Annotated in this window: 27 protein-coding genes; 16 read left to right on the forward strand and 11 right to left on the reverse strand. The window is 63.5% G+C overall.

The window, feature by feature from the left end; translation table 11 throughout:
- Positions 1 to 63 precede the first annotated feature (63 nt).
- From PPN31114_RS08150 to PPN31114_RS08165, 4 genes are all read left to right on the forward strand, one after another.
- Positions 64 to 1,323 (forward strand): MFS transporter, encoded by a 1,260-nt coding sequence (locus PPN31114_RS08150; protein WP_150678890.1) that lies wholly within the window; start codon positions 64 to 66, stop codon positions 1,321 to 1,323.
- Positions 1,320 to 2,201 (forward strand): dihydroorotate dehydrogenase electron transfer subunit, encoded by an 882-nt coding sequence (locus tag PPN31114_RS08155; RefSeq protein WP_150678891.1) that lies wholly within the window; start codon positions 1,320 to 1,322, stop codon positions 2,199 to 2,201. Before PPN31114_RS08150 ends, PPN31114_RS08155 begins: the two co-directional genes overlap by 4 nt.
- Positions 2,194 to 3,183: a dihydroorotate dehydrogenase gene (locus PPN31114_RS08160; protein WP_281350952.1), complete on the forward strand. Its 990-nt coding sequence runs from the start codon at positions 2,194 to 2,196 to the stop codon at positions 3,181 to 3,183. The genes PPN31114_RS08155 and PPN31114_RS08160 overlap by 8 nt, the downstream gene beginning before the upstream one ends.
- A gap of 113 nt (positions 3,184 to 3,296) precedes the next feature.
- The gene (locus tag PPN31114_RS08165) at positions 3,297 to 4,568 is read left to right on the forward strand and encodes a hydantoinase/carbamoylase family amidase (protein ID WP_150678892.1); all 1,272 of its coding nucleotides are present in this window, start codon (positions 3,297 to 3,299) and stop codon (positions 4,566 to 4,568) included.
- A gap of 96 nt (positions 4,569 to 4,664) precedes the next feature.
- Here the strand turns inward: PPN31114_RS08165 and PPN31114_RS08170 are convergent, their stop codons facing one another.
- The 9 genes from PPN31114_RS08170 to PPN31114_RS08200 form a co-directional block, all read right to left on the reverse strand.
- A complete protein-coding gene (locus PPN31114_RS08170) occupies positions 4,665 to 6,116 on the reverse strand; it encodes a M20 family metallopeptidase (RefSeq protein WP_150678893.1) in 1,452 nt (483 codons plus the stop codon).
- Between the two features lie 195 nt (positions 6,117 to 6,311).
- Positions 6,312 to 6,725: a hypothetical protein gene (locus tag PPN31114_RS08175; protein ID WP_150678894.1), complete on the reverse strand. Its 414-nt coding sequence runs from the start codon at positions 6,723 to 6,725 to the stop codon at positions 6,312 to 6,314.
- Positions 6,725 to 6,892: a hypothetical protein gene (locus PPN31114_RS26160; RefSeq protein ID WP_157125820.1), complete on the reverse strand. Its 168-nt coding sequence runs from the start codon at positions 6,890 to 6,892 to the stop codon at positions 6,725 to 6,727. Before PPN31114_RS26160 ends, PPN31114_RS08175 begins: the two co-directional genes overlap by 1 nt.
- A gap of 1,159 nt (positions 6,893 to 8,051) precedes the next feature.
- Positions 8,052 to 8,333, reverse strand: coding sequence for a hypothetical protein (locus tag PPN31114_RS08180; protein ID WP_150678895.1), 282 nt, complete (start codon positions 8,331 to 8,333; stop codon positions 8,052 to 8,054).
- 30 nt (positions 8,334 to 8,363) lie between these two features.
- Positions 8,364 to 9,200, reverse strand: coding sequence for a DNA/RNA non-specific endonuclease (locus tag PPN31114_RS08185; protein WP_246182431.1), 837 nt, complete (start codon positions 9,198 to 9,200; stop codon positions 8,364 to 8,366).
- A gap of 222 nt (positions 9,201 to 9,422) precedes the next feature.
- Positions 9,423 to 9,581: a hypothetical protein gene (locus tag PPN31114_RS26165; RefSeq protein ID WP_174987785.1), complete on the reverse strand. Its 159-nt coding sequence runs from the start codon at positions 9,579 to 9,581 to the stop codon at positions 9,423 to 9,425.
- Between the two features lie 119 nt (positions 9,582 to 9,700).
- The gene (locus PPN31114_RS08190) at positions 9,701 to 10,345 is read right to left on the reverse strand and encodes an FMN-binding negative transcriptional regulator (protein ID WP_150678896.1); all 645 of its coding nucleotides are present in this window, start codon (positions 10,343 to 10,345) and stop codon (positions 9,701 to 9,703) included.
- A 115-nt stretch (positions 10,346 to 10,460) separates the two neighbouring features.
- Positions 10,461 to 10,958 (reverse strand): YjjA family protein, encoded by a 498-nt coding sequence (locus PPN31114_RS08195; RefSeq protein WP_370865843.1) that lies wholly within the window; start codon positions 10,956 to 10,958, stop codon positions 10,461 to 10,463.
- Between the two features lie 131 nt (positions 10,959 to 11,089).
- Positions 11,090 to 12,727 carry a restriction endonuclease gene (locus PPN31114_RS08200; RefSeq protein ID WP_150678897.1) on the reverse strand — a complete coding sequence of 546 codons (1,638 nt, stop codon included), beginning with the start codon at positions 12,725 to 12,727 and terminating at the stop codon, positions 11,090 to 11,092.
- A gap of 384 nt (positions 12,728 to 13,111) precedes the next feature.
- Between PPN31114_RS08200 and PPN31114_RS08205 the strand changes: the two genes are divergently transcribed.
- The 5 genes from PPN31114_RS08205 to PPN31114_RS08225 all read left to right on the forward strand — a co-directional run bounded on the left by PPN31114_RS08205 (position 13,112) and on the right by PPN31114_RS08225 (position 16,807).
- A complete protein-coding gene (locus PPN31114_RS08205; protein WP_174987788.1) occupies positions 13,112 to 13,831 on the forward strand; it encodes a phosphatase PAP2 family protein in 720 nt (239 codons plus the stop codon).
- A 183-nt stretch (positions 13,832 to 14,014) separates the two neighbouring features.
- Positions 14,015 to 14,767, forward strand: a complete 753-nt coding sequence (locus tag PPN31114_RS08210) for a sulfite exporter TauE/SafE family protein (RefSeq protein WP_150678899.1) — start codon at positions 14,015 to 14,017, stop codon at positions 14,765 to 14,767.
- A gap of 68 nt (positions 14,768 to 14,835) precedes the next feature.
- Positions 14,836 to 15,486 (forward strand): phosphoribosyltransferase, encoded by a 651-nt coding sequence (locus PPN31114_RS08215; protein WP_150678900.1) that lies wholly within the window; start codon positions 14,836 to 14,838, stop codon positions 15,484 to 15,486.
- 165 nt (positions 15,487 to 15,651) lie between these two features.
- The gene (locus PPN31114_RS08220; RefSeq protein ID WP_150678901.1) at positions 15,652 to 16,182 is read left to right on the forward strand and encodes a glycine cleavage system transcriptional repressor; all 531 of its coding nucleotides are present in this window, start codon (positions 15,652 to 15,654) and stop codon (positions 16,180 to 16,182) included.
- Between the two features lie 10 nt (positions 16,183 to 16,192).
- Positions 16,193 to 16,807 carry an SRPBCC family protein gene (locus tag PPN31114_RS08225; RefSeq protein WP_150678902.1) on the forward strand — a complete coding sequence of 205 codons (615 nt, stop codon included), beginning with the start codon at positions 16,193 to 16,195 and terminating at the stop codon, positions 16,805 to 16,807.
- On the opposite strand, the gene PPN31114_RS08230 is transcribed toward PPN31114_RS08225, so the two are convergent.
- Both PPN31114_RS08230 and PPN31114_RS08235 read right to left on the reverse strand, forming a co-directional pair.
- Entirely contained in the window at positions 16,808 to 17,566 is a 759-nt protein-coding gene (locus PPN31114_RS08230) for an IclR family transcriptional regulator (protein ID WP_150678903.1), read from the reverse strand. It lies immediately after the preceding gene.
- A gap of 214 nt (positions 17,567 to 17,780) precedes the next feature.
- Entirely contained in the window at positions 17,781 to 18,707 is a 927-nt protein-coding gene (locus PPN31114_RS08235) for an NAD(P)-dependent oxidoreductase (protein WP_246182432.1), read from the reverse strand.
- A 300-nt stretch (positions 18,708 to 19,007) separates the two neighbouring features.
- Here PPN31114_RS08235 and ybgC point away from each other — a divergent pair, with 300 nt between their 5' ends.
- The 7 genes from ybgC (at position 19,008) to ybgF (ending at position 24,389) form a co-directional block, all read left to right on the forward strand.
- Complete coding sequence (ybgC, locus tag PPN31114_RS08240) at positions 19,008 to 19,499, forward strand: tol-pal system-associated acyl-CoA thioesterase (RefSeq protein ID WP_150678905.1); 492 nt, start codon at positions 19,008 to 19,010, stop codon at positions 19,497 to 19,499.
- Positions 19,500 to 19,538: 39 nt separating this feature from the next.
- Positions 19,539 to 20,213, forward strand: coding sequence for a protein TolQ (gene tolQ / locus PPN31114_RS08245; protein ID WP_150678906.1), 675 nt, complete (start codon positions 19,539 to 19,541; stop codon positions 20,211 to 20,213).
- A gap of 21 nt (positions 20,214 to 20,234) precedes the next feature.
- Entirely contained in the window at positions 20,235 to 20,669 is a 435-nt protein-coding gene (gene tolR, locus PPN31114_RS08250) for a protein TolR (RefSeq protein ID WP_046291400.1), read from the forward strand.
- Complete coding sequence (tolA, locus tag PPN31114_RS08255; RefSeq protein WP_150678907.1) at positions 20,666 to 21,709, forward strand: cell envelope integrity protein TolA; 1,044 nt, start codon at positions 20,666 to 20,668, stop codon at positions 21,707 to 21,709. Before tolR ends, tolA begins: the two co-directional genes overlap by 4 nt.
- Before the next feature lie 102 nt (positions 21,710 to 21,811).
- On the forward strand, positions 21,812 to 23,104 hold the full coding sequence (gene tolB, locus PPN31114_RS08260; protein WP_150678908.1) for a Tol-Pal system beta propeller repeat protein TolB: 1,293 nt from the start codon (positions 21,812 to 21,814) through the stop codon (positions 23,102 to 23,104).
- 30 nt (positions 23,105 to 23,134) lie between these two features.
- Positions 23,135 to 23,635: an OmpA family protein gene (locus PPN31114_RS08265; RefSeq protein ID WP_150678909.1), complete on the forward strand. Its 501-nt coding sequence runs from the start codon at positions 23,135 to 23,137 to the stop codon at positions 23,633 to 23,635.
- Positions 23,636 to 23,645: 10 nt separating this feature from the next.
- The gene (gene ybgF / locus PPN31114_RS08270; protein WP_174987791.1) at positions 23,646 to 24,389 is read left to right on the forward strand and encodes a tol-pal system protein YbgF; all 744 of its coding nucleotides are present in this window, start codon (positions 23,646 to 23,648) and stop codon (positions 24,387 to 24,389) included.
- Positions 24,390 to 24,727: the final 338 nt, after the last annotated feature.

Raw genomic sequence — 24,727 nt, forward strand, 5'->3', positions numbered from 1 at the left:
CGGCGGCGCGGCCTTGCGCTTGCAGGCGCATTCGATCACTCGCCGCCCCCACAGGACACGACCATGGAAGTCAACCTGAACACCCCGAGCGCACAGCGCACGGCTGCCGCACCGTCCGACGCCGTGACGCCTTACGCATGGAAAGCGCTCGCGGGCTCCGCCATCGGCTACGCGATGGACGGATTCGATCTGTTGATTCTCGGCTTCATGCTGCCCGCGATCACCGCTGGTCTGTCGCTCACGCCGGGGCAGGCAGGGGCACTCGTCACGTGGACACTGATCGGGGCGGTGGCGGGGGGCATCATTTTCGGTGCGCTCTCCGATCGCTATGGCCGCGTGCGCATGCTGACGTGGACGATTCTGCTGTTTGCCGTTTTCACGGGGTTGTGCGCCTTTGCACAGGGCTTCTGGGACTTGCTGGCCTATCGCACCATCGCTGGCATCGGCCTGGGCGGCGAGTTCGGCATTGGCATGGCCCTCGCCGCTGAGGCATGGCCTGCCGCCAAGCGTGCACGGGTGTCGTCGTATGTGGCGCTCGGCTGGCAAACGGGCGTACTCGCTGCGGCGCTGCTCACGCCAATGCTGCTGATTCACATCGGCTGGCGCGGCATGTTTCTCGTCGGTGTGCTGCCCGCGCTGGTGGCGTGGGTGCTTCGCAACAAGCTTCACGAGCCGGAAGTCTTCGTGCGCCGCGCGGACAACGCGTCGACGGCCAACCGCTCGAACGCCTTCCGTCTGCTCGTGAAAGACGCTCGCACCACGCGGGTGAGTCTGGGCATCGTGATCCTCTGCTCGGTTCAGAACTTTGGCTACTACGGGATCATGATCTGGCTGCCGACGTTCCTCTCGCAGAAGCTCGGCTTCTCGTTGACGAAGTCGGGTCTGTGGACTGCCGCCACGGTCGTCGGAATGATGTTCGGCGTGTGGGCCTTCGGCCAGTTGGCCGACCGCATCGGACGCCGCCCGACGTTCCTGCTCTATCAGGCGGGGGCCGTGGTGATGGTGCTCGTCTACGCGCAGTTGACCGACCCGACTGTGATGCTGTTTGCCGGTGCGCTCATGGGCATGTTCGTCAACGGCATGGTCGGCGGCTATGGCACGCTGATGTCCGAAGCCTACCCAACTGCCGCGCGTGCCACTGCGCAGAACGTGCTGTGGAACATCGGCCGCGCCATCGGCGGACTCGGCCCGCTCGTCGTCGGTGCACTCGCCGTGCGCTACTCCTTCCAGATCGCCATCGCCCTGCTCGCGAGCCTTTATGTGCTCGACATGCTCGCCACGCGCTTTCTGATTCCCGAACTCAAGGGCACCGAACTCGAATGATTCTCGACGCACCCTGCCACGCCTCCACTGTGGCCAGCGTGGCTACCGTAGCCACCGTAGCCACCCATGGCTGCCGCGTGCTCACGCACCGTGCGGTGAATGCCCGCTATCGCTATCTGCAACTGCAAGCCGATGCGCCGCTCGCGCACACGACACGCCCCGGTCAGTTCTATCAGCTCAAGTGCCCGGTGACGGACCAAGAAGCGCCGTTTCTGCTGCGTCCGATGAGCGTGTATGGCACCGGCCCCGAACCCGGCGTTATCGAATTTCTCTACAACGTCACCGGCGTCGGCACGCGCGCCCTCGCCTCACTGGCCGAAGGGGCGACGCTCGACATCGTCGGTCCGCTCGGCAACACGTTCACGCTCGATACGGCATGGCAACGCGTGATGGTCGTGGCGCGTGGCGTCGGGCTGGCCACGATGGCCCCGCTCGTCCAACGCGCTGCGGCAGCCGGTATCCGGCTCACCGTGGTGATGTCGGCGCGTAGCGAAGCCGATCTCATGCGCGACGAATTCTTGCGCTCAGGTAACGCCCGTGAACTGGCTGACGTGCACTGCGTATTCGACAGCGATGGCTCGTCGTCGGTCGAGGCAGTCGAAGCCCGCATACGTGCGCTGCTCGCCGCAGCGCCGCACGACGCTGTCTACACCTGTGGCTCGCACCGGCTTCTGATGCTTTTGCAGCGGGTCGTCGCAGAACACCCGCAGATGGTTGCGGAAGTGGCGATGGAGCAGCGTATGGCGTGCGGCATGGGCGTTTGCCTGTCGTGCGTGCGCCTGTTCGATTGCGACGGCGACAAACAATTTTTGCGCGTGTGCCGCGAAGGCCCCGTGTTTCCGATTCGCGATGTCATCGGGGAGGTGGACTTTGGCTGATCTTCACTTGCAGGCGCTGCGAGCATCCCATGAGCCCGATCTGAGCGTTCGCATCGGCGCGCTCACGCTGCGCAACCCGGTCATGCCCGCTTCCGGTTGCTTCGCCATCGAATACCGCGAGGCGCTCGATCTCAATCGGCTCGGCGCGCTGGTCATCAAGAGCGTGTCGCCCGCCACGCGCGCCGGTAACCCGACGCCGCGTGTGGCCGAAACGCCCAGCGGCATGCTCAACTCCATCGGCATTCCGAGCAAGGGGCTCGATGCCTACCTGCGCGACGTGCTGCCGCCCTACACGCGGTTCGACACGCCCGTGGTGGTATCGGTCTCCGCCGACACCGCCGAATCGTTCGCCGAAGCCTGCGAGCGATTGTCATTGCCCGAAGTTGCCGCCATCGAGGCCAACATCTCGTGCCCGAATCTCGAAGCCGACGGCATGGCCTTCGCGATGCTCCCTGAGACGACATACAAGGCCGTGAGCGCGATCCGGCGGCGCACGAAGCATCCGTTGTGGGTCAAGCTCACGCCCAACGCCGGGCAGATCGCGCTGATCGCGCGCGCGGCGGAAGACGCCGGAGCCGACGCCATCGTCATGGGCAACACCGTCCTCGGCATGGCCATCGACGTGCACACGCGCCGCCCCAAACTCGGCAACGTGATGGGCGGCCTGTCAGGCCCGGCGATCAAACCGCTGGCCGTTCGGCTCGTGCATCAATGCCATCGCGCGGTGCGCATTCCGATCATCGGCTGCGGCGGCATCGAGACGGCAGACGATGCCGTTGAATTCATGCTGGCCGGGGCCACCGCCGTGCAGGTGGGCACGGCCTCGTTCCGCGATCCCGCCGCGATGGGCCACATCGTCGACGGGCTCGCCGCCTATTGCGCGCGGCACGAAATCGAGAAGCTCGCAGCGCTCACGGGGGCCGTAGCGCTCGACGCGCAACTCACCGACCGTTGGTTGCGCTTCGCACAGCAGTCCGGGTGATAGGGACACAGCGCTCGCTTTCGCGACACGTCGCGACGGTGAGCGTGGTTCGCAGGCAGTGAATGCGGCTTGCTTCCCCTCCCCTTGTTTATGTCTTTGTAGAAAACACGCTCATGAGTCTTACCGCGCTGGCCTCGCTGGCCGATCAACTTTTCAACGACCTGCGCCGCCTCGGCGACGACGGTGTCGGTGTCTCCCGCGACAGCTATGGCGCAGGCGAGAACGCGGCAGCGTCGTATCTGACCGAATGGGCCGGTCATCAGGGACTCGCCGTCACGCGCGACCGTGCGGCCAATTTGATTTTCTCGCTGCCCGATGGAGCGGGTGCGTCAGGGCCGCGCAACGATACGCCCGCCACGTGGATCGGCTCGCACCTCGACTCCGTGCCGCAAGGCGGCAACTACGACGGCATGGCGGGCATCGTTGCGGGCCTGCTGTGTCTTGTCGAACAGCAGCGCAGCGGCCGTCCAACATCGACGCCGGTGCGCGTGCTCGCGCTGCGCGGTGAAGAAAGCGCCTGGTTCGGCAAAGCGTATATGGGCTCAAGTGCCCTGTTCGGCAAACTTAGCGACGCGGATCTGGCGATGAAACATCGCACGCACGGCCGCACGCTGGCCGAATGCATGGCCGAGGCAGGTGCCGATATCGATGCCATTCGCGACGGCGCGATGCTCTTCGATGTGTCGCGCGCCAAAGCCTGGCTGGAATTACACATCGAGCAGGGGCCGGTGATGATCGCCCGCGAGATGCCAGTGGCCATCGTGCCGGGCATTCGCGGCAACGTGCGCCATAACCGCGTGTCGTGTGTGGGCGAAGCGGGCCATTCCGGTGCGGTGCCGCGCTGGCTGCGGCACGACGCGATGTTTGCGGTGGCCGATCTCATCACGCGGCTCGACGAACACTGGCGCGCATTGCTCGAACGCGGCATCGATCTCGTCGTGACCACGGGCATCGTCGGCACCGACCCTGCCGAACACGCGATCTCGCGCATTCCGGGGCGTGTCGATTTCAGTCTGGAAGTGCGCAGCCAAAGCGCCGATACGCTCGACGTGTTCTACGAGCTAATGCGCACCGAGTGCCGCGCCATCGAGCGTGACCGCGGTGTGCAGTTCGTCTTCGACCGGCGGCTCGCTTCGGCGCCCGCCATCATGGATACGCATGTGTCGTCGTTGCTCGTCGACGCCTGCCGCGCACTCGATTTGCCGCAAGAGCGCGTACCGAGCGGTGCCGGTCACGACGCCGCGATCTTCGCCAATGCAGGCATTCCCAGCGGGATGGTGTTCGTGCGCAACGCCAACGGCTCGCACAATCCGCACGAAGCCATGGACATCGATGACTTCATGCGCGGCGTGCAAGTGCTCGAATCGGTGACGCATCGTCTGTGACGACGTCGCGCGCGACGCGCCCTTGCGCCGCCCCACAAAACGAAAGGGCCGCCATCTTTTCGATGCGGCCCTTTCGGTCATTCGATCAGCAGAAGCTTACGGTGCCAGCGCGATCACCTCGGCCACGGCGGCGGTCAGCTTCTTGGCGTATGGCACGTGCAGGAATTCATTCGGACCGTGGGCGTTCGACTTCGGACCGAGCACACCGCACACCATGAACTGCGCGCTCGGGAACCCCGCTTGCAGCGTGTTCATCAGCGGAATCGTGCCGCCCTGCCCGATGAACGCGACGTCCTCGCCGTAGTGGCGTTGCGACGCCGTATTGAGCGCCGTCGACAGCCAAGGGGCCACTTCCGGGGCATCCCAGCCGGATGCCGACGCATCGGCCTTGAACGTCACTTTCGCGTTGTAGGGCGGATCGAGTTCGAGCAGCGATTTGAGTTCGTCGACGGCTTGCGCGGCATCGATGAGCGGCGGTAGTCGCAGCGAGAGTTTGAAGGCTGTGCGCGGACGCAGCACGTTGCCCGCATCGGCCAACGCGGGCAGACCTGCGGCGCCGGTGACCGACAGCGACGGACGCCACGTCGAATTCAACAGCGCTTCCTTCGGATCGGTGGTGGTCGGCAGCACCGACAGGCCGTCCTGACCGCAGGCCCACGGCATCTTCTTCCAAACGTCGTCGCCAAGAATCGCAGCCGTGGCTTCCGCCTCTTTCAAGCGTTGCAGCGGAATCGGGCTGTGAAAGCCCTTGGGCAACACATTGCCGCTGCCTGCATCTTCCAGCCGTTCGAACAGTTGGCGCATGATGCGGAAGCTCGACGGCGCGATACCGCCGTAGCCGCCCGAGTGAATGCCTTCGTCGAGCACCTGCACTTCCAGACTGCCCGAGATCATGCCGCGCAATGACGTGGTCAGCCACAACTGATCGTAGTTGCCTGCGCCCGAATCGAGACAGACGACGAGACTCACCTTGCCCAAGCGCTCGCGCAACGCATCGACATAAGGCAGCAAGTCGTAGCTGCCCGACTCTTCGCACGTTTCGACCAGCCCCACGCAACGCGGACGCTCCACACCTTGCGCGTCGAGCGCCGCGAGGGCCGTCACGCTGGCATAGATCGCGTAGCCATCGTCGGCACCGCCGCGACCGTAGAGCTTGCCGTCTTCGAACTTCGGCGTCCACGGGCCGAGGTCTTTGCGCCAGCCGTCGAATTCAGGTTGTTTATCCAAATGGCCGTACAGCACGATCGTCTCGTCGCTGCCCGAGCGCGTGGCCGGGGCTTCGAAGAAGATCACGGGCGTGCGGCCTTCGAGGCGGATGACTTCGAGCTTGAGCCCCTTGACCGGCTGGCGCTCGGCCCATTGCGCGGCGTCGCGCACCACGCGGTCGATGTAACCGTTGCGCGCCCAGTCGGCATCGAAGCCCGGGCTTTTGGCGGGTACTGCGATGTAGTCGGTCAGCGCGTGAAGAATTTCATCGTTCCATTTGCGTTCGACGAATTCGCGCAGGGCGGCCGTGTCGAGCGACGGCGAGGTGACGGTTTCGTTCATGGGGGTCCTCGGCGGGGGTCCTTGGCGGATCGAGTATCTCGGAGCAGATGCAGAAGCTTGTCAGCGTCGCCCGCAAGCGAGCGGCATGGCGTCATGATAGCCATTCCCGGCGGATGTGGCGACCGGTCGACCAAGGGATTCACAGGTGGTGCGATACCGACAGCGGCAAGCTGCCAGGCGGTAGCCGACCGAACATTAGTTGCCAGTACCCGGCGGCCCGAAGCGGAAGATGATTTCCCCGGCAGCACCGGTGGCTTTCACGCACGTCGCCACTTCTGTCGCCTGTCCGGCGACATCGAGCGAGTGCTCGGTATCCGCGCTATTGCAGCGCCAACTGTAGGTGATGGGCCGCTGGCAGCGGTTTTTCACTTCGTAGCGGTAATGGGTGACGTCGGCTGGCAGCGCGCGGACACTGCCGCATGCCTGCCCAGACGCATCAACGGGCTCGGCGACCAAACCGGGAGACGCCGACGCTGCGGCCGGTGCCGATGATGCCGGTGGTGCCTGAGGCGGCTGAGGTTGCTGCGCGTACACCGACGCGCCCGCCGTCACAGCGAGCAGCGCCAGCATCCCCGTAGTCAGTGTGTGGTTGAAGCGGCCGGCAGGCATCAGATCCAGCGCCACGCGATAGCGACAGCGCCCACCGCGACAGCGACCGAAATAGCGATACCGAACCATGCCAACTGCGCTCGCCGTGCCCGGCGGCGGCTCGATTCCGAAGTGTCGTAAAAACGACCCAATCCGCCCGAATACAACTTTTCCCAGCGAATTTCCATGGCGCACCTCACAAATCAAACAAACCGGCCCGCAATGCCTTATCTTTTCTTCTTTATCGAAAGTTTAGAGACGCAAGGCAATTCGGACAAATCCTCAGAACGAACTACCTTGAATTCCTACACGCCGACTTCGCCTCAAGATGTCACTATTCTTGTGGAATTGCAATAGCGTCGACTTACAGGATGCCGCGCCAAAACTCGGTCAGCCGACGTTTATCGCGACGCGTGAAAACGCGCTTCACGCCGCATTGCAATGATTTCCAATGGATTTTTTGCCGATTCGCTAATGTTTGGCGATGGCCGGAATAGGCGAACGCTTCGACACTTTAAACATCTGTAACAAAACGTGTCGAAGCGCACGAACGTTCGCTTTTTATGGCGCGAATTGCGCCCGACGGCGCGCACGCAGCGGTGCGCCCGCGCAAGCGCAGACATTCAAATCAGATGGGGAAAGCAACGATGCGCGGCAGGCCGTCGGAAGGCGGTGCCGCGCGCGAAAGGAAGATTGGGGACTTAGCGCCCTAGGAAGGCCGCGCCGATCGACAGAAGAACGAATCCGCCCACACTACAGGCGATCGCTACCGCCAAAAGGCGTTGAAAGAGTTGCTCGCGCTCAGTGGCGCTGCGATTCGAACGGGGTTGAATGTGGTGAACAGAACCCCATCCACTCGAATACACTTTTTTCCAACGGATGTGCATAAGTAACCTCGCGTTGTTTAGTGCTCGTGGCCTTTCCCGTCACCGACTCCCTGATATCGGAATCGACGGGACGCAGGGCTAGTATGCGCTTCGCAAGAAAGCCGTAAACCCCTTATCGGTGTTGCGTCGCCACAAGAAAATCGACCCTGCCCGGCGATTTTCGAGACGAATTAAGACCTCGCGAAAAAGCGAATGGGTGACGTGAATCCTGATTTTTGAAAAGAAGTGTCAATGCGACACTTTGTCGCAGGTGCGACAAGTTGTCGCGCAACCCGCATGGATTGGGAAACGACAAGAAATGACAGGGGTGCGCGCGCTCGACCCGACACGCGGCATGTCGCACGATGAAATTCGCAGGAAGGCGAAGGTTGCGGCCGATGCATCGGCAAGCCAATTCATCTAGTGCGCCGCAACATCGAATGTTTGAATAAAGCCCCAACCCCGGGTAAATCCGGAGCCGTCACTCCGCAAACGGGTTCTTCACTTGCCGCGGGGCAACGTCTGCCGCCGGTTCGGCGTGTTCCGGCAACGCGCCGGAACCCAGCGCGGCGACCACGGCGTCCAACACGGCTTTCAGCGCCTGTGCCTGCCGAAGCCCCTCGGCATCGCGGCGCAGCGTCAGGCTTCCAAAGATGGCAACGTGATCCGTATGATTTTCCACGTTCAGCTCACCCAGCGAGAGGGCGTCGGCGTCGTTGGCGAACGGGGCAAAGGTGGTGCCGGCTGAGGACGATGCGGTCATCGAAGACTCCTGTGTCGGGGGAAACATCGGTTAGCGAATGATCGTGCGCAGAAAGTCGAGCACCGTCTGCACCTCACGGTAAGTCGGCACCTCGGGGTCTCGCTTGCGCTTGCTGCCGCCAGCGGCCTTGGGCGTGGGCAGGCGCATCGCCGTGGCTTTCACCGAGGTCGGCATGCCGGGAAAGAAGTCGATCCCAGCCAGCTTCTCTAGTTCAGCCACGCTGACCACCGAATAGTCGCCTGTTGCCTCGTTGGCGACAAGATAGGCACCCGCTTGCTTACGCTTCGGGTCATAGACCACTTTGAAGAGTTGCGTGGGCACCATCACCCGGTTGCCGATCTGCGTGATCGACTGCCCTTTGAAGAGCGGCCCAGTGATGACGAACAACTCACCCCGGTCGCGTGCCAGCGTGCGCACGCTCGATTCGATGCCCGCCCAGAGATAGCGATTGTTCTCGCTGTTCTGCGGCACCATGTTCGACAACGAAAAGCTCTCCGATTGCGCGCGCGCATCGGGCATGTCCGCCGAGGGTGCCATATGGCCGCGGTCGTACCCCGAGCGCACGTAATCGCGCAACTCGGCCCGCTCGCTGGCGGGCAAATTCGACTCGGCGTGGAAACTGTTGACGCGGGTCATTTCGCGCGCGTCGGCGAGCCGGTCGCGCGTGAGATGTTCGGCCGACCAGAGCGGCGTGCGCGTCACGCCCGAGTGCATGACACCGAACGCGCTGAAGCACACCTCGCGCGCCGCGCGGGTCATCGATGCGTTGGTGATATCGGGCGCGGTGCCCGCGAAGTAGTGATCGCCACACGCGCTCGGCGCAGCGAATGCGTTGCTGTAGGCCGCGACAATGCCAACGCCGATCACAAGCGGAATAGCCTTCAGAAGAGAAATCGAACGAGGCGTTGCGCGGGAAATCAGGGGGGAAATTTGGAAAGCGACAGCACAACGAGGGCTGACTGCGAGTGTTGCCAATTGCCGGGCCATCGCGCGCAAACGAGTTGCGCGCACTGCGGTGGCCGTCCGTTCAGACTGCTTCATCGCACTGCTTACGGTAAGACTTGGGGGTGCGATTGTAGCGGATGAAGGCTATTCAGGGACCACGTTTCCCGCCCCGTAGGCGGCGCACTGCAATGTCTGATCGGGGGCGAGATTGCCGCACTCGTCGGCTTGCGCGCTCGGCACGTCGGCCTGTTCCAGCAGGAACAAGCAGAGCAACAGCGCAAGCATGGCGAGCAACGTTTTCATCGCGGCACCTGAGTCGGGATGCCGCATTGTATGCGGGGACGCCAGCGGCAAACCTGTCTGAAACCCGCGAAATTGTTTCGTTTCGTTACGGTGGGGCGCTCGGGTGAGCGCCGCCGCCATCAGCTTTGCGGCACGTCGCCGCGCTGCGCCACCAGCGTGGCCATCGGCTCGCTCAACGGCCCTTGAGCGCGAAGCCCTTCGACTACGCCGACGCGGTCTGCCATGGCGCGATTTTGCGTCGCTTTGAATTTCCCTTCGATGCGACGAATCGGAATTTCCACGCCGACGATGGCGCGCACCATGCCGTCGATAAAGTCTGCCGGGGCATCCTCTACCGCCCACGGCGCCAACCGGCCCTGCTCTTGCGATGCAGTCAAATCGCCCACCAAGCGGCGCACCCACGCTGCGTCGTCGATCAAGCGCGGCTTGCCCCACGCGTGCACTGCGGCGTAATTCCAAGTCGGCACCACTTTGCCGTGCTCGGCCTTGGCCGCGTACCACGAGGGCGTGATGTAAGCCTGCGCGCCGGTGAAGGCCACGAGGCAATCGTCGACATCCTTCAACGCCGGGCCATGCGGATTCGCGCGCGCCAAGTGGGCGCGCAACGTGCCGAACTCGCCCTCGTCGGGATACATCAGAAACGGAATCGGATCGGCCACCAGCCCAAGCGCGCCGGCGCTCACGAGCAGGCCAAGCGGATTGGCGCGGATGAAATCGTGCAGAACCTCGGGACGATCGTCGGCAAACGCGGTAGGCAAATACATCGAAGACTCCGGACTCAGGCGGTGGGGATGGAATAACGCCTAGCGTACGCCGAGGCGTGGCCCACCGCAAAGACCCAGTTTCAATGAATTTTTTGGTACCACTCAGCCGTGGTTGTCAGAGAAACGACTTGGCCTGATCGAGCACCTTGTCGCAGACCTGACGCGTGAGTTGCTCTTTGAGCCCACCGCCATTCAGATCGACCGTCTTGCCGTCCGATGCCGACAGCAGTCCCTTGGCACCATCGAGATAGCCCGGGCTGGCGGCCGCAGAACCCGACTGCGTGCCGAGCTTGCCGAGCAGCTTGTCTTTAACGTCCGTGGCCGAACTCAGATTTGCACCGCTGAGGTAGTTGTTCTTGATGCAGAACTGCAAGACACCGGTGGCGTTGCCGATGCTGCCCGAGGTCAGCGAACTCGCCGAGCCCATGCCGCCCAAACTGCCAGCCAGACCACCGGAATTGGTGCCGCTGGAGCCGCCGCCGATGGCATTCTTCAAGGCGTCGAGTTGCGCGTGCGCCAACGTGGGCGCGCCGACTGACAGCACCAGTGCGAGTGCCGTGCCCAAAGTGCTCACCATGCGCTGGCCTGACAGGCGTTTCGTGCGTTGTGACATACGAACCTCCGTGATGGGTGATCGGTGATGGGTTTGCCTTGGGAAAGACCGGCCCACTATAGCAGGCGGGTCTTTCGCAGACGATCTTCCATCCCAGAGGGGCATCACCCGGCACGCTAGCGCCGAAACACTTACACCGACGCGGCCGTGGCTCCCGCAGCCCCGATGCCGCCAGCGGCCTCGGGCGACGCCGGCGCCGTCACGCTTGCCTCGACGCCCGCATTCTCCTTCAGTTGAAAGACCAGATGCTGACCGCCAAGCAATTCGATACGCCGGTCGCGCGCAAACTCCACCACGCCCTCTTCGAATTCCCCCGTGGTAATCAACATGCCGCGCGCCGCGCCGATCTGCTGCATTTCCGCGAGCATCGTGCGCGCCGCGCCCAAGCCCAGATGCGGGGTGTTGCGATAGATATGCACCACCACGTCGCCCCCGAAGATCGGATGCGGATCCCATGCGCGGCAGGTCAGCATGCCGTCTTCCGTGGGCAAGAGCGGCGGCCCTTCGAAGCCGTGCGAGCGCAGCAGGTGGAACATCACCTGCGTGAAGTCCTTGTCGGTGAGCGTCATCAGATTGAAGCGGCGATCGACGGCGACATCCGCATCGGTGATCACCTGCGTCATATCGACGCCCGCCACCGGCGTGACTGCCTGCAACGCTTCGGGACGCGCCGACACGCGCGCACCGATCGTCGCGAGATGCGTCACCGCATCGCCCTCAGCAAGCACCAGCGCCGAGAAATCGGCACGCGACACATGCACGCTCGCCAGACACAGGCGCTCGTCGCCTGCATTCGCATAGAGGTTCAGCACGATGGCATTCACATGCCGCAACGGGTCGGCCGCGAACAGTTCATAAAGCGAGCGCAGCAGCAACTGGCGCAGCGCATTGGCGTACACCTGCGCGCGCATCGCCTCGCCGGCCGGCATGCCCTGAATCGCTTTTTCGATGGTGTCGTAGCGGTATTCGAGCGCGATGGGGACTGCCGCGTCGAGCGTCGGCACGTCGACACCGATCGCGAGCAATTTGAGATTCTCGACGTAGTGCGCAGCCAGTGTCTGTTGGAACGCTTCCGGGTAGGGGCTACGGCTCAGCACAATGCGCGCATAGCCAGTGACAGCCGCCGCTTCACCGCGCAACAACGCCCCTTCGAAATCGGCCACGGCCGCGTTATGGCGTGACGCCTCCGCGCGAGCGGCCTCGGTGGCTTTTTGCTGCGCGATTTGCAGAATCATCGAGCCTTGGGTGCGGCGGATCTTCGACGCTTCGTACTCGCGCTCGGCATGCACGAACTCGCTTCGCGCCTTCGACACCGCTTGCTCGTATCGCGCCGACGCGCCCGGCATTGCCAGCGCCAGCCTGCCCGGCTTCTCCGGGGCAAACGTTTCCCATTCGGGTTTGGCGAGAATCTTCGGCAGATGACGGGTGTCGAGCACTGGCGGCGTGTTGCGCGCACGCAGGTCGGCGGGCGGAATGCGTAAGTCGCGCGCGAGGCCATCGGCCAGCAGACGCTCCAGACGCGCAATCTCAAACTTGGCCCGCGCGCCTTGTGCGCTCGCTTCGGCTTGTTGCCAGGCCAGATGCAGCCGCTCTCGCGCTACCGCGTCGGCAGCGGGTGCCTCTTCAAACGCGCGCTGCGCTTGCTCGGCGGCGCGCACTTCCGGCAGACCTCGCATTTGCGACTGAGCATGCTGCTGCTCACGCGTGTGCGCGGCGCGCCAGAACTCGCGCGCCAGACGGTCGATGATGCTATTGAATCCCCGAATCACTGCTGCCCCCGCATGCGTTATTGATTTTGTTTTGACTGGCGAACTACTCGCACAAAAGCGATGGATCTGAATTTCCGGCGCCGCAGCGTCTCAGCGCTGCATGGTCGACTCAATGTTCGACTGATTGGTCGACTTCATGGCCCCGCCATGCAGGGGACGATTGTAGGACGATGGACGTCAATCCCGCAAAAAATCTTTCCGTTCCTTGCCACCGGAGCATGTCATGCGCGCAACGCGCACGTACTGATCGTCATCAAATCGCCACGCCGCTGCGTCAGGCTTGCTCCCTCGCAGCCTCCTCCCTTGCCCCCACCCCGCGCATTCCCGAATACCATGTCGCCATCGCACGATGGCGTCGCTACCGGGCTTTCTCGAACTTGCGTCATGACTGAACTCAGCCCCACCCCGTCCACCCCACCGTCCGTGCCGTCCACTGCCGCGGCTTCTGCCGCCCCGCGCATCTGCCTGCGCGCCGGATGGGGTAGCGCAATTGGTTGCTTGCTGTTGGCGCTTGCTGCAATCCCATGGTTCGACCGGCCGATTGCGGACTTCGCGCATCTGCACACGCAAGGCACGCCATGGATACAGCACGTTGCGGAATTGCCCGCGCCGCTGTTCGTCGTGGGCTGGCCGGTGTTCTTCGCGCTGGGTGCGGTGCTTCTCTGGCGCCGCACGTTGCCTGACTGGTTGATTACGCTTTGGCTCTCCGGCGGCGCCTTGGGGGTGGCCGTCTTTGCGAAGGCAGGACTGAAGCACGTCTTCGGCCGCACGTGGCCCGATACGTGGACGCACAACAACCCGTCGTATCTGCATGACGGTGTGTTCGAGTTTCGGCTGTTCGCAGGGGACGGCGCGGCGTATGCGTCGTTTCCGTCCGGGCATTTGACGGTGATGCTCACGTTCGCGACGGTGGTGGCATTGCGCCACCGGGCACTGCGCTGGCCGTGTGCCATTGCAGTCGCCGCCACCGCCTTCGGACAAATCGCCTCCGACTATCACTGGACGAGCGACGCGCTCGCCGGTGCTGCGCTAGGCATTAGCGTCGGCACCGCCGTCGTTGCCGTGTGGGAACGGCTGGCACCACGCCTGCTGGGCAAACGCTAACGTTGCGCTTATCTGCATCGCGTTGCGTCGCGGTGCGCTGTGACCTCCGCACCTGCTCACACCCATCGGATTTCGCGAATCGGCCGGATCGCCGCATAATGCCGCCTTTATCCGTCGCCCTGCCCCGTCGACTGATCTGCCGCCCGGCCAGACCGGCGCGGCAGCATCGCGTACGCCCGATTCATGACATTCGATCCCGTTCTTCCGCTGATTATCGGCGCGTGCGTGGCCGGCTTTGTGCAAGGCTTGTCCGGCTTTGCCTTTGGTTTGGTCGCGCTGTCCTTCTGGGCGTGGTCGCTGCCGCCCACGCTCGCGGGTCCGCTCGTCGCCTTCTGCTCGCTCATCGGCCAGATTCTCGGCCTGCGCGCGGTACGCCGTAGCGTTCCGCTCGACCGGCTTGCCCCGTTTGTGATTTGTGGCCTCGTCGGGGTGCCGGTCGGCGTCTGGATTCTTCGCTATCTCGATCCGGTTTGGTTTCGTGCGGGCATCGGGGCGATTCTCGTCGTGTACTGCACGATTCTGTTGCTCTCGGCACACCTGCCCCGCATCACGCACGGCGGACGCGCTGCCGACGGCGTCGTCGGCTTTATCGGTGGATTGATGGGTGGCATCGGCGGACTCGTCGGTGTAGTGCCGACCTTGTGGTGCACGCTGCGCGGCTGGGACAAAGACCTCCAGCGCGCGGTCATGCAGCTCTTCTTCATCGTGATGCACACACTCACGATGATCATGTACACCGTGCACGGCGTGATCACCGCGAAGACGCTTCATCTGTTTGCGATTGCCGTGCCGTCGATGATCCTGCCGACGCTGGCCGGTGCGTGGGCTTATAAATTCCTCTCGGACCACGCGTTTCGTCGCATGGTGCTCGCGCTGCTTGCCTGCTCGGGCGTGACGCTGCTCGTCGGCACCGTCCCCGAACTGCTCGCGCGCTAAACAAGCATCAGCATGCGGCGTTAGGATGGCAGCATCCTCTCTCTGCCGGGCTTGCCCCCGCCGCCGTCATGCCGTTCCTCGATCGCGCCGCTGCCGGCAATGCCCTCGCCGAAACCCTCGCCTCGCACACGGTGCTCGCGCAATGCGGGCCGCCGCTCGTGCTGGCGATTCCGCGTGGCGGTGTGCCCGTCGCGATGCCCATCGCCAGACATCTGAACGGCACGCTCGACGTGCTGCTCGCTCATAAGCTCGGCGCGCCGCATCAGAGTGAATTGGCCGTGGGTGCCGTCGATGAATTCGGCGGGATTTTTCTGGCGGACCATGCGTTGTCGTTAGGCGCGACGGGCACCTACCTCGCACGCGAGACCGCCCGGCAGCGCGCGCTGTTACAGCAACGGCGTCAAGCCTATACGCCGGGACGCGGCGCGCCGCAGGTGGCGGGATTACCCGTGGTGGTGGTCGACGATGGCATTGCGACGGGCGCCACCATGATTGCGGCGCTTCGCGCCTTGCGGCGGCTCGGGGCGGGCCCGCTCGTCGCGTGCGCACCGGTTGGCGCGCGCGATGCGGTGGCGCGTTTGGCGCCACTGGCCGATGCCGTCGTTTGTCTGGAGCTGCCGGAACCGTTCTATGCCGTGAGCATCGCGTACAGCGATTTCGCGCAGACCGACGACGCCACCGTCATCGCGTTATTGCGCATGGCCGAAGACGGTCTATAAGCACAGGGGCACAGTCGCTGCCTCGCGCGCCGCGTGGGCATAGCGGCGAGCGGTGCGATTGCACTACACTTGAGCCTTGCACGCCAACCGGTCGCCGTGGGGTCGCTTGCGCCACAGCGAGCGCCGCCGATGCTTCCTGCCTTTTCAGATTCGACGGAGCCTGACATGACGACGTCCCTGATTCTCAACGTGATCGGCCCGGACCGCCCGGGGCTGGTCAACGCCATCGCCGATCGTGCCACTGCCGCCGGTGCCAACTGGCTCGAAAGCCGCCTCGCCAATCTGGCCGGTCAGTTCGCTGGCATCGTGCATCTTCAAGTGCCCGACGAGCGCGTCGCCACCCTCACACAAGCCTTGCAAGCCCTCGAGACCCACGGGCTGCGCGTGTCGGTCACGCACGCCCAAAGCGCCGCCGCCGATCCCGGTGCGCGTTTACTGCAACTCGATCTCGTCGGCCAGGATCACCCCGGCATCGTCAAAGAAATCTCGCACGTGCTCTTCGCGCGTGGCATCAGCATCGACGAACTCGACACCGAGTGCGTCGAAGGCTCGATGTCCGGCGGCACGCTGTTTCGCGCCACCGCTCGCCTGCGCGTGCCGGCCAACGTCTCGACCGACGCCCTTCGTCAAGTGCTCGAAGGGCTAGCCAACGACCTCATGGTCGACGTCGAACTCGATTCGCCCGCCGGTGCCTGAGCGCGCGCCGATGAAGCGAGCCTTCCTGTTCGTCCTCGCCACCGTCGCCATCATTGCCGTCCTCTCGCTCGCCCCGCTGCCGTTCGAGCGCGAGACGCATGTGGTGAACGTGATCACCCTGCGCCAGCCGCCGCAGGTCGTTTATGACTACGTGACCACCCCAGCCACTTGGCCCAAGTGGCATCCGGCATCGCTTGCGGTGGAAGGCGCGACCGAGCGTCCACTCGGACTCGGCGGCGAAGTCGCAGAGGAATTCCGTCTCGCAGGCCGTCACGGCATCATTCACTGGAAGGTTGTCGAAGCGCAGCCGCCGCTCACGTGGCGCATCGAAGGCGAAGTCAACCGGCGGCCGTCGGGCGAGGTGCGATACAAGCTCACGCCAGAAGGCACGGGAACACGCTTCGAGCGCGATTTCATCTATCGCACACCGAACCTGTTGTTCCTCGTGCTCGACCCGATCTTCATCGGGCCACGCGTGCGAGCGGAATCGGCACAAGGAGCGCTGCAACTGACGCAGGCCTTCGATGCAATGGCCACTTCGGCGCAGACGGCAACGCCTGCGGCGCCTGCCGATAGCTCGGAGGCTGGGAGCACGGCGTCCGCCGCGGGTGCGGCAAAGCCCTGATTACTCGTTGAACGTGGCGGCCATCGTCTCGGCGGCGGCCTGTAGTTCCGGCAAGTAGGTCATGAGTTTATCGAGCGTCGAATGCTCGGCACTGGCCTGCACCGCGATGGCCGCGCACGCCCGATTGCGATCGAGCATGACCGGCACAGCCACGGCAATCATGCCCGGCACGTGCTCTTCGTTGTTCGTGCCGACACGGCGCTTTCGCGTCTCGGCCAGTTCCGCGCGCAAATCTTCGAGATCGGTAATCGTGTTCTCGGCGCGCGGGCGCAACGGCAAATGCGCAATCAGCTTTTCGCGCCGGGCGCGGGGCAGGAATGCCAACAACAGCTTGCCGCTCGCCGTGCAGTGCAACGGCACCCGCGAGCCCGGCGAGAGCTTGAGCTGGCGCGACCATTCGGTCTCCACACGATCGAGATACACCAGATCGTCGCCCGAGAGCATCGACAGGTTGCAGGTCTCGCCGAGCTTATCCACCAGTTGCTGGAGAATGGCGTGGCGCGCCGCCGCCGGGCCAGCGTGCATCAGCGCATTGACCGCCAGCGCGCGCACGCGCGACGACGGCTCGTAATGGCGGCTGCCCGCCTCGCGCGTGACGAGCCAAGCGGCTTCCAACTGTTTGAGAATGCGATGAACGGTCTGTTTCGGCAGACCGATGGCGGCAACGATCTCTGCCAATGTCATGGGCGCGCCTGCGGCGCAGAGAATTTCGAGAATGCGGAATGCGCGGACGGCCGCGGCGTTCGACTGATTACTCATGCCGGTTTTAGGATCTTTGTCAGTGTCGTTATGAATCGCGGCGGTCTCCTCCCGCACGACACTGGCTAAGCGCTAAACCACCGCGCTGGCCGTCGCCGTGCCGTCGCACCACGACGTCCCGTTTTCCGCATTCTAGTGCCAACCGGTATCGGCTGACGATTGGAGACAAACCCGGAGATGAACCCGGAGACTGCCCCGAAGACGGCCCCGGCGCTCAGTCCTTGCCCGAGAGCACGCGCAGACGGTGGATCAGGCTAGACGTGTCCCAGCGGCGTCCGCCCAGGGCCTGCACATCGCCATAAAACTGATCGACCAGCGCGGTCACCGGCAGCGACACGCCCTGTCGCTGCGCCTCCGCCAGGCAAAGCCCGAGGTCCTTGCGCATCCAATCCACAGCGAAACCGTAGTCGAACTTGCCCTCGATCATTGTCTGACCGCGGTTATCCATCTGCCAGCTCGCAGCGGCCCCCTTATTAATGACGTCGAGCACGAGCTTCATGTCGAGACCGGCCTGCTGCCCGAAGTTGATCGCCTCGGACAACCCCTGCACGAGCCCGGCGATGCAAATCTGATTGACCATCTTGGCGAGTTGGCCCGCGCCCGCCTCCCCAATACGGGTGACGGCACGGCCATAGGCGCGAAGCGTCTCAGCGACCTGATCGAACGCCGCGGCATCGCCACCGCACATGATCGTGAGCGCCCCATTCTTGGCCCCCGCTTCACCACCGGAGACCGGCGCGTCGACGAAGTTCAGGCCCTTGTCGCGCGCGGCGGCGTAGAGTTCGCGGGCCACATCGGCGGACGCCGTCGTGTGGTCGACGAACACAGCGCCCGCTTTCATACCGGCAAATGCGCCGTGCTCACCGAGGACCACGCTGCGCAAGTCGTCGTCGTTGCCCACGCAGGCGGCCACGATATCGGCGTCGCGCACGGCTTCGGCCGGGGTGGCCGCATGACTGCCGCCATATTCCTTCGCCCACTGTTGTGCTTTGGCCGCCGTGCGGTTGTAGACGGTGACCGTGTGACCGGCGCGTTGCAGATGACCGGCCATGGGATACCCCATGACGCCCAGACCGAGAAAGGCGATACGAACCGTTTGGACGGCTTTGGGGGCGGGAGCTTGCGTTTCGGGGGAAGTCACTTCGAAGGGCCTCGCAGGTAGTTTTACAGACTGAAAAACGGCGCTCGTACGATGCATGCGTGCGGGGGCCGGATTCTCTCGAATATCAGGGGGCTTGCGAGCCGTCATTATAGGGACGCTCCCGCCGCCCACGCCAGAGACACTCCCACGCGTGTCGCCCGGTACACGGGGCACCGCGCCGAATTCGCCCCACTTTGGTGCGCGCCGGCGACGGCAAAAATCGCGGGCTGAGACACGGTTGTTGCATGGAGTTGAAAAATTCTGTTTCCGTGACTGGCGTTGTTGCCGCGTTCCGATACAATGCGCGGCATGGCTGATTTTGATACCAGTTGGTCAATCCGCGTTTACTACGAGGACACCGACGCCGGCGGCGTCGTCTTCTACGCCAACTACCTTAAATTCTTTGAACGGGCCCGCACCGAGTGGCTCCGTTCGCTCGGCATCGAACAACTCCAACTGGCCCGCGACACCGGCATGATTTTCATCGTGCGCTCGACTGCGCTCGACTACCTGAGCCCCGCCCGGCTGGACGATCTCGTGATCGTGCGAAGCCGCATCGAGCATCTCGGCGGCGCGAGTGTCGACTTTCTTCAAGAAGCCTGGCGCGATGCGCCCGACGGCAGCAGCGAACTGTTGGCGCGCGGCAGCATCAAAATCGGCTGTGTGTCGGCCGACACGTTGCGCCCAGGCAGAATTCCGGCGAACGTGCGGCTCGCCATGCAATCGGCCATTGCCGCCAACAAGTCCGTCAGTGCAGTTGCCCACGCCGGGAGCGGCGCGGCGGCCGCCTGATCCCAGGGACAAGAATTCCGGTCAGTCAATAACCACACCATGCCCGATCAAGACCTTTCCATCATTTCGCTGGTCATGCATGCCAGCGTGCTCGCACAGGCCGTGATGGCCCTGCTGTTGCTGCTCTCGCTGTTGTCGTGGACGCACATCTTCCGCAAGATCTTCGCCATTCGCCGGGCCCGCGCCCAGACCGAGCGCTTCGAGCGCGACTTCTGGTCGGGCGGCGATTTGCAGGCGTTGTATCAAAGCGCACTCAACAACCGTCATCAGACCGGTGCGCTCGAGCGCATCTTCGAGTCGGGCATGCGCGAATACATGAAGGCGAGCGAAAAAGGCCTGAACGATCCGCACGCCATTCTCGACGGCGCCCGCCGTGCGATGCGCGCTTCCTTTCAACGTGAAATGGACTCGCTCGAGAACAATTTGCCGTTCCTCGCGTCGGTCGGTTCGGTCAGCCCGTACATTGGTCTGTTCGGTACGGTGTGGGGTATCATGAACGCTTTCCGCGGCCTGTCGAACGTACAACAAGCTACGCTCGCCAATGTGGCGCCGGGTATCGCGGAAGCGCTGGTGGCAACGGCCATCGGCCTGTTCGCCGCTATCCCTGCCGTGGTTGCCTACAACCGCTTCGCCACCGACATCGACCGGCTGTCGATCCGCTTCGAAAGCTTCATCGAAGAGTTCTCCAACATCCTGCAACGGCAGATTCACTAAGCACTCCGGGAGCGCCGAGACATGGCAGGTTCTATGCGCAACGCTCGCCGCGGCCGTCGCGCCATGGCAGACATCAACGTCGTACCGTACATCGACGTGATGCTGGTGCTGCTCGTCATTTTTATGGTGGCAGCGCCCCTGGTGGCGCCGTCGATCGTCAATTTGCCCAGCGTGGCCAACGCCAGCCCGCAGCAACAAACGCCGCCGGTCGTCGTCAATATCGAAGCCGACAACCGCATGCTGGTTCGCTATAAGGATGGTGAAAACACGATCGAACAGCGCATGAGCGCTGGCGATCTGACCGGGTTCTTGCAAGGCCGTCAGGCTGCCAACCCGGATCAGCCGGTTGTCATCGCCGCCGACAAGTCGGTGCGCTATGAAATCGTCATGAACGTGATGTCCGATCTGAAGGCCCAGGGTGTCAAGCGCGTGGGCCTGCTCGTCAAGCAGAAATGAGCCGCACCGTAGCCCGACCCGACCGCCCCATTGGTCCGCGCAAAGATGAGCGCGGCACGGGGCGGGCATTCCTCCTCGCGCTGTTCATGCACGCGCTGCTGTTCGCGCTGCTCTTCTATGGCATGCGCTGGCAGAACAGCTCGCCCGCAGGTTCCGAAGCGGAATTGTGGACACCGACCGAAGTCGCCACGCCGACGCCGCCGGTGGTAACGCCGCCACCGACACCGGCACCGCCCGCGATCGCCACGCCCACGCCGCCGCAGGAAGACGCCGACATCGCCCTCCAGCAGAAAAAGCGCAAGCAGGAGCAGGAGGCGGCCGAACAGGCGCGTCTGCTCGAAGCGCAGCAGGAAAAGGCACGTCAGGAAGCCCTTAAGCAAAAGCAGTTGGCCGACCAGCAGGCGGCCGCCGATATCGCACGCAAGAAGGCCGCCGCCGATGAGGCCGCGCGCCAGCAAAAGCTTGCCGATCAAAAGAAAGCCGACGACCAGAAGCGCCAGAAGGAAGAGGACGCGAAGAAGGCCGAACAATTGAAGCAGCAGCAACTCGCCGAAGCACAGAAGAAGGCCGACGCCGAGAAGAAGGCGGCGGAAGATAAGGCCGCCAAGGCCAAGGCCGCACAACAAGCCGCCGCGCAAAAGGCCGCAGATGCGGCGCGCGAGCAACGTCTGGCATCGCTGCGTGGCATGGCAACCGGTACGCCGGGCGCCAACGGCAACGGGCTGGGCACGCAGGCAGGCGGCACGGGTGCAGGCGGCGGCGGCACGGCTTCAGCCGGTTATGCCGAACGCGTGAAAGCCCGAGTCAAACCGAATATTGCTTATGGCGGCGATACGACAGGTAATCCGCAAGTCGTCGTCGCCGTGCGCGTGGCACCGGACGGCAGCATTCTGTCGATGCAGGTGACGAAGTCGAGCGGCAATCCGGAGTGGGACGCCGCCGCCTTGGCTGGCATCAAGAAATCAGACCCCTTGCCGCGCGACGTCGACGGCAAAGCCCCGCCCCCGACGTTCAACATTGCGCTCCGCCCCAAGGGCTGACGAATGTTGTCAAACGGGAACGAAAACCGAGTGATGCGAGTCCATTTTCATCAGGATGTGGTAGAAATGGCCCTTGCACCGCGTAACTGACTAATCGAACGCATGCGAATTTCCAGTCAATATGCATGGCGTGCGCTGGTAGCCACCTGGCTTACCGCGGCTTGCACGATCGCCCATGCGCAGACCCCGCTCACTGTCGAGATCAATGGTGTCGGTACCAACCGCTACCCGATCGCCGTGTCGAACTTCAAGGGCACTGCGCCTACGGACATCGTGTCCGTCGTCAAGGCCGACTTGAGCAACAGCGGTCGCTTCAATCAGATCGATACGGGCGGCGCCACCGTTGGCGTGGACGATTCGGTCGATCTCGGTACGTGGCGCGCCAAGGGTGCGAACGCATTCGTCTCCGGCACCATCACCCCGGCAGGCGGTGGCAACTTCCAGGTCAGCTTCCGCCTGTACGACGCCGTGAACGGCCAGCCGCTCGGCGGCTTGGCACTCACGTCATCGGCTGCGAATCTGCGCCTGACCGCGCACAAGATCGCCGACTATATTTATCAAAAGCTGCTGGGCGATCGCGGGGTATTCGCCACGCGCCTGTCGTACGTGCTGCATACCGGCTCGACCTACCAGCTCCAGATTTCGGACTCGGACGGTCAAGACGCGCGCGTCGCACTGAACAGCCGCGAGCCGATCATCTCGCCGGCCTGGTCGCCGGACGGCACCAAGGTGGCCTACGTCTCGTTCGAGAAGCGTAAGCCGGTGGTGTACATCCACGATTTGCCGACCGGCCGCCGTGCCGTGCTCGCCAATGAGAAGGGCAACAACTCGGCACCGTCGTGGTCGCCGGACGGCAGCAAGCTCGCCGTTGCCCTCTCGCGCGATGGCAACACGCAGATCTATCAGGTCAACGCCAATGGCGGTGGCCTCAAACGTCTGTCGCGCAGCGGCGCGATCGACACCGAACCGCAGTATTCGCCGGATGGCAAATGGATCTACTTCACGAGCGATCGTGGGGGTGGTCCGCAAATCTACAAGATGCCGGCCGGCGGCGAAGGTGAAGGCGCTGCGCAGCGCGTGACCTTCAAGGGGAGTTACAACGTCAGCCCGCGAATCAGTCCCGACGGCAAATACCTCGCGTTTATCGCGCGTCAGGGTGGCGGATTCAAGCTGAGCGTGCAGGATATGAGTACTGGCGATGTTACGGCTCTGACCGACACCAGCCACGACGAGTCACCGAGCTTTGCCGCGAACGGCAAGTACATTCTTTATGCAACGCAGTCGGGGGGCCGAAAGGTTCTCGCGGCAGTCTCGGTGGACGGGCAAACCCGGCAGATTCTTCAGGTTCGGGGAGGGGAAGTTCGCGAACCCTCCTGGGGCCCTTTTATGCAATAACATCAACAGCAACATCCAACGGAGGCTCATATGAGTTCCCTGCTTCGTAATATCCTCGCCATCTCTTCGCTGGCCGCTTTGGCCGCTTGCTCGTCGGGCGTGAAGCTTGACGACCAGGCTAACGCCAACAAGGGTCAAACCACCACGGACGCTCGTGCTGTCGCCCCCGTCGACGCATCGGCTGACGAGCTGAACAACCCGAACGGCCCGCTCGCCAAGCGCAGCGTGTACTTCGGCTTCGACCAATACAACGTCGACGCACAGTACACCCCGCTGCTCCAGGCACACGCCAACTTCCTGAACAAGTACTCGCAACGTCACGTGCTGGTTCAGGGCAACACCGACCCGCGCGGCACGAGCGAGTACAACCTGGCCCTGGGTCAGAAGCGTGCTGAATCGGTCGTGAAGGCCATGTCGGCACTGGGCGCCAACACCAGCCAGATGGAAGCTGTTTCGCTGGGCAAGGAAAAGGCTACCGGTACTGACGAAGCTGGTTGGGCGCAAGACCGTCGCGCCGATCTGGCTTATTGATTGAATCGCCATGACGTCTCGTTTGCTTAAAAACCTGATCTGTGCGGCGACGCTTGGCACTACGCTGCTGAGCCCGCTCGCGCATGCCGGACTGTTCGACGACGACGAGGCGCGCAAAGCGATCCTCGATATCCGCAGCCGTCTGGATTCGGACAAGCAGCGGATCGAGGGGCTCACGCGCAACGTGCTGGATTTGAACAACCAGATCCAGCAGTTGCAGCGTGATCTGGCCGACCAGCGCGGCCAGAACGAAGATCTGAAAAACCAGCTTGCGAACCTGCAACAAAGTCAGAAGGACTTCTACAACGACCTCGATGGCCGTTTGAAGAAATTCGAACCACAGCAGATGACCGTCGGCGGCGTGACAGGCACCGTCCAACCGGGCGAGAAAGATGTCTTTGACGCCGCGCTGACGAAATTCCGCAATGGTGACTACAAGGGTGCGCAAACGGCATTCCGGACCTTCTCTGCCAAGTATCCCGACAGCCCGTATCAGCCCGAAGCACAGTTCTGGCTTGGCAATGCGCAGTACGCCAATAAGGATCTGAAGGGCTCGACCGCGACGCTGCAAGGGGTCGTGGCGAAGTATCCGACGAGTCCGAAGGCGGCCGAATCGATGCTGGCAATTGCCAGTAATCAGGCCGAATCCGGGCAGACGGCAGCAGCTAAAAAGACGTTGCAAGATTTGGTGGCCAAGTACCCGGACAGCGAATCGGCAGCGGAGGCCAAGAAGCGTGCGGCCAAGCTGAAGTAAGACGCCCCGCGGGAAGTTGCGCGAACCTGCTTCCCGTGTCAGGTCTCTCGTCAAAACGTATGACGCCGCCTTTGGGCGGCGTTGTCGTTTCCGGAGCGCGCATTCAGCGACGTCCCTCGCGTGGGCGCGTGCGTGCATGCGTGCATTCGTGCGTTTCGCAGCACAGCACGCTAGCTCAAGTAGAATACGGACTTTCCAAGCGCAAGAGGCGCGGCGTCTCAGGGGATGCGCACAGGCAAACGGCCTGCGCGACATGACGACCGCACCCGCGACAAGCCCACACACGGCGTGTGGTGCGCGTCAGATAACAACAAATGCCGGCTGCGCCCCGCGGCTCG

It is taken from the genome of Pandoraea pneumonica (assembly GCF_902459645.1).
Taxonomy (GTDB): Bacteria; Pseudomonadota; Gammaproteobacteria; order Burkholderiales; family Burkholderiaceae; genus Pandoraea; species Pandoraea pneumonica.

What these genes read in the sequence shown, in the direction of transcription:
- PPN31114_RS08150 (WP_150678890.1), top strand. Translation starts at nt 64, where the DNA reads ATGGAAGTCAACCTGAACACCCCGAGCGCACAGCGCACGGCTGCCGCA.
- PPN31114_RS08155 (WP_150678891.1), top strand. Translation starts at nt 1,320, where the DNA reads ATGATTCTCGACGCACCCTGCCACGCCTCCACTGTGGCCAGCGTGGCT.
- PPN31114_RS08165 (WP_150678892.1), top strand. Translation starts at nt 3,297, where the DNA reads ATGAGTCTTACCGCGCTGGCCTCGCTGGCCGATCAACTTTTCAACGAC.
- PPN31114_RS08170 (WP_150678893.1), bottom strand. Translation starts at nt 6,116, where the DNA reads ATGAACGAAACCGTCACCTCGCCGTCGCTCGACACGGCCGCCCTGCGC.
- PPN31114_RS08175 (WP_150678894.1), bottom strand. Translation starts at nt 6,725, where the DNA reads ATGCCTGCCGGCCGCTTCAACCACACACTGACTACGGGGATGCTGGCG.
- PPN31114_RS26160 (WP_157125820.1), bottom strand. Translation starts at nt 6,892, where the DNA reads ATGGAAATTCGCTGGGAAAAGTTGTATTCGGGCGGATTGGGTCGTTTT.
- PPN31114_RS08180 (WP_150678895.1), bottom strand. Translation starts at nt 8,333, where the DNA reads ATGACCGCATCGTCCTCAGCCGGCACCACCTTTGCCCCGTTCGCCAAC.
- PPN31114_RS26165 (WP_174987785.1), bottom strand. Translation starts at nt 9,581, where the DNA reads ATGAAAACGTTGCTCGCCATGCTTGCGCTGTTGCTCTGCTTGTTCCTG.
- PPN31114_RS08190 (WP_150678896.1), bottom strand. Translation starts at nt 10,345, where the DNA reads ATGTATTTGCCTACCGCGTTTGCCGACGATCGTCCCGAGGTTCTGCAC.
- PPN31114_RS08195 (WP_370865843.1), bottom strand. Translation starts at nt 10,958, where the DNA reads ATGTCACAACGCACGAAACGCCTGTCAGGCCAGCGCATGGTGAGCACT.
- PPN31114_RS08205 (WP_174987788.1), top strand. Translation starts at nt 13,112, where the DNA reads ATGACTGAACTCAGCCCCACCCCGTCCACCCCACCGTCCGTGCCGTCC.
- PPN31114_RS08210 (WP_150678899.1), top strand. Translation starts at nt 14,015, where the DNA reads ATGACATTCGATCCCGTTCTTCCGCTGATTATCGGCGCGTGCGTGGCC.
- PPN31114_RS08215 (WP_150678900.1), top strand. Translation starts at nt 14,836, where the DNA reads ATGCCGTTCCTCGATCGCGCCGCTGCCGGCAATGCCCTCGCCGAAACC.
- PPN31114_RS08220 (WP_150678901.1), top strand. Translation starts at nt 15,652, where the DNA reads ATGACGACGTCCCTGATTCTCAACGTGATCGGCCCGGACCGCCCGGGG.
- PPN31114_RS08225 (WP_150678902.1), top strand. Translation starts at nt 16,193, where the DNA reads ATGAAGCGAGCCTTCCTGTTCGTCCTCGCCACCGTCGCCATCATTGCC.
- PPN31114_RS08230 (WP_150678903.1), bottom strand. Translation starts at nt 17,566, where the DNA reads ATGAGTAATCAGTCGAACGCCGCGGCCGTCCGCGCATTCCGCATTCTC.
- ybgC (WP_150678905.1), top strand. Translation starts at nt 19,008, where the DNA reads ATGCGCGGCATGGCTGATTTTGATACCAGTTGGTCAATCCGCGTTTAC.
- tolQ (WP_150678906.1), top strand. Translation starts at nt 19,539, where the DNA reads ATGCCCGATCAAGACCTTTCCATCATTTCGCTGGTCATGCATGCCAGC.
- tolR (WP_046291400.1), top strand. Translation starts at nt 20,235, where the DNA reads ATGGCAGGTTCTATGCGCAACGCTCGCCGCGGCCGTCGCGCCATGGCA.
- tolA (WP_150678907.1), top strand. Translation starts at nt 20,666, where the DNA reads ATGAGCCGCACCGTAGCCCGACCCGACCGCCCCATTGGTCCGCGCAAA.
- tolB (WP_150678908.1), top strand. Translation starts at nt 21,812, where the DNA reads ATGCGAATTTCCAGTCAATATGCATGGCGTGCGCTGGTAGCCACCTGG.
- PPN31114_RS08265 (WP_150678909.1), top strand. Translation starts at nt 23,135, where the DNA reads ATGAGTTCCCTGCTTCGTAATATCCTCGCCATCTCTTCGCTGGCCGCT.
- ybgF (WP_174987791.1), top strand. Translation starts at nt 23,646, where the DNA reads ATGACGTCTCGTTTGCTTAAAAACCTGATCTGTGCGGCGACGCTTGGC.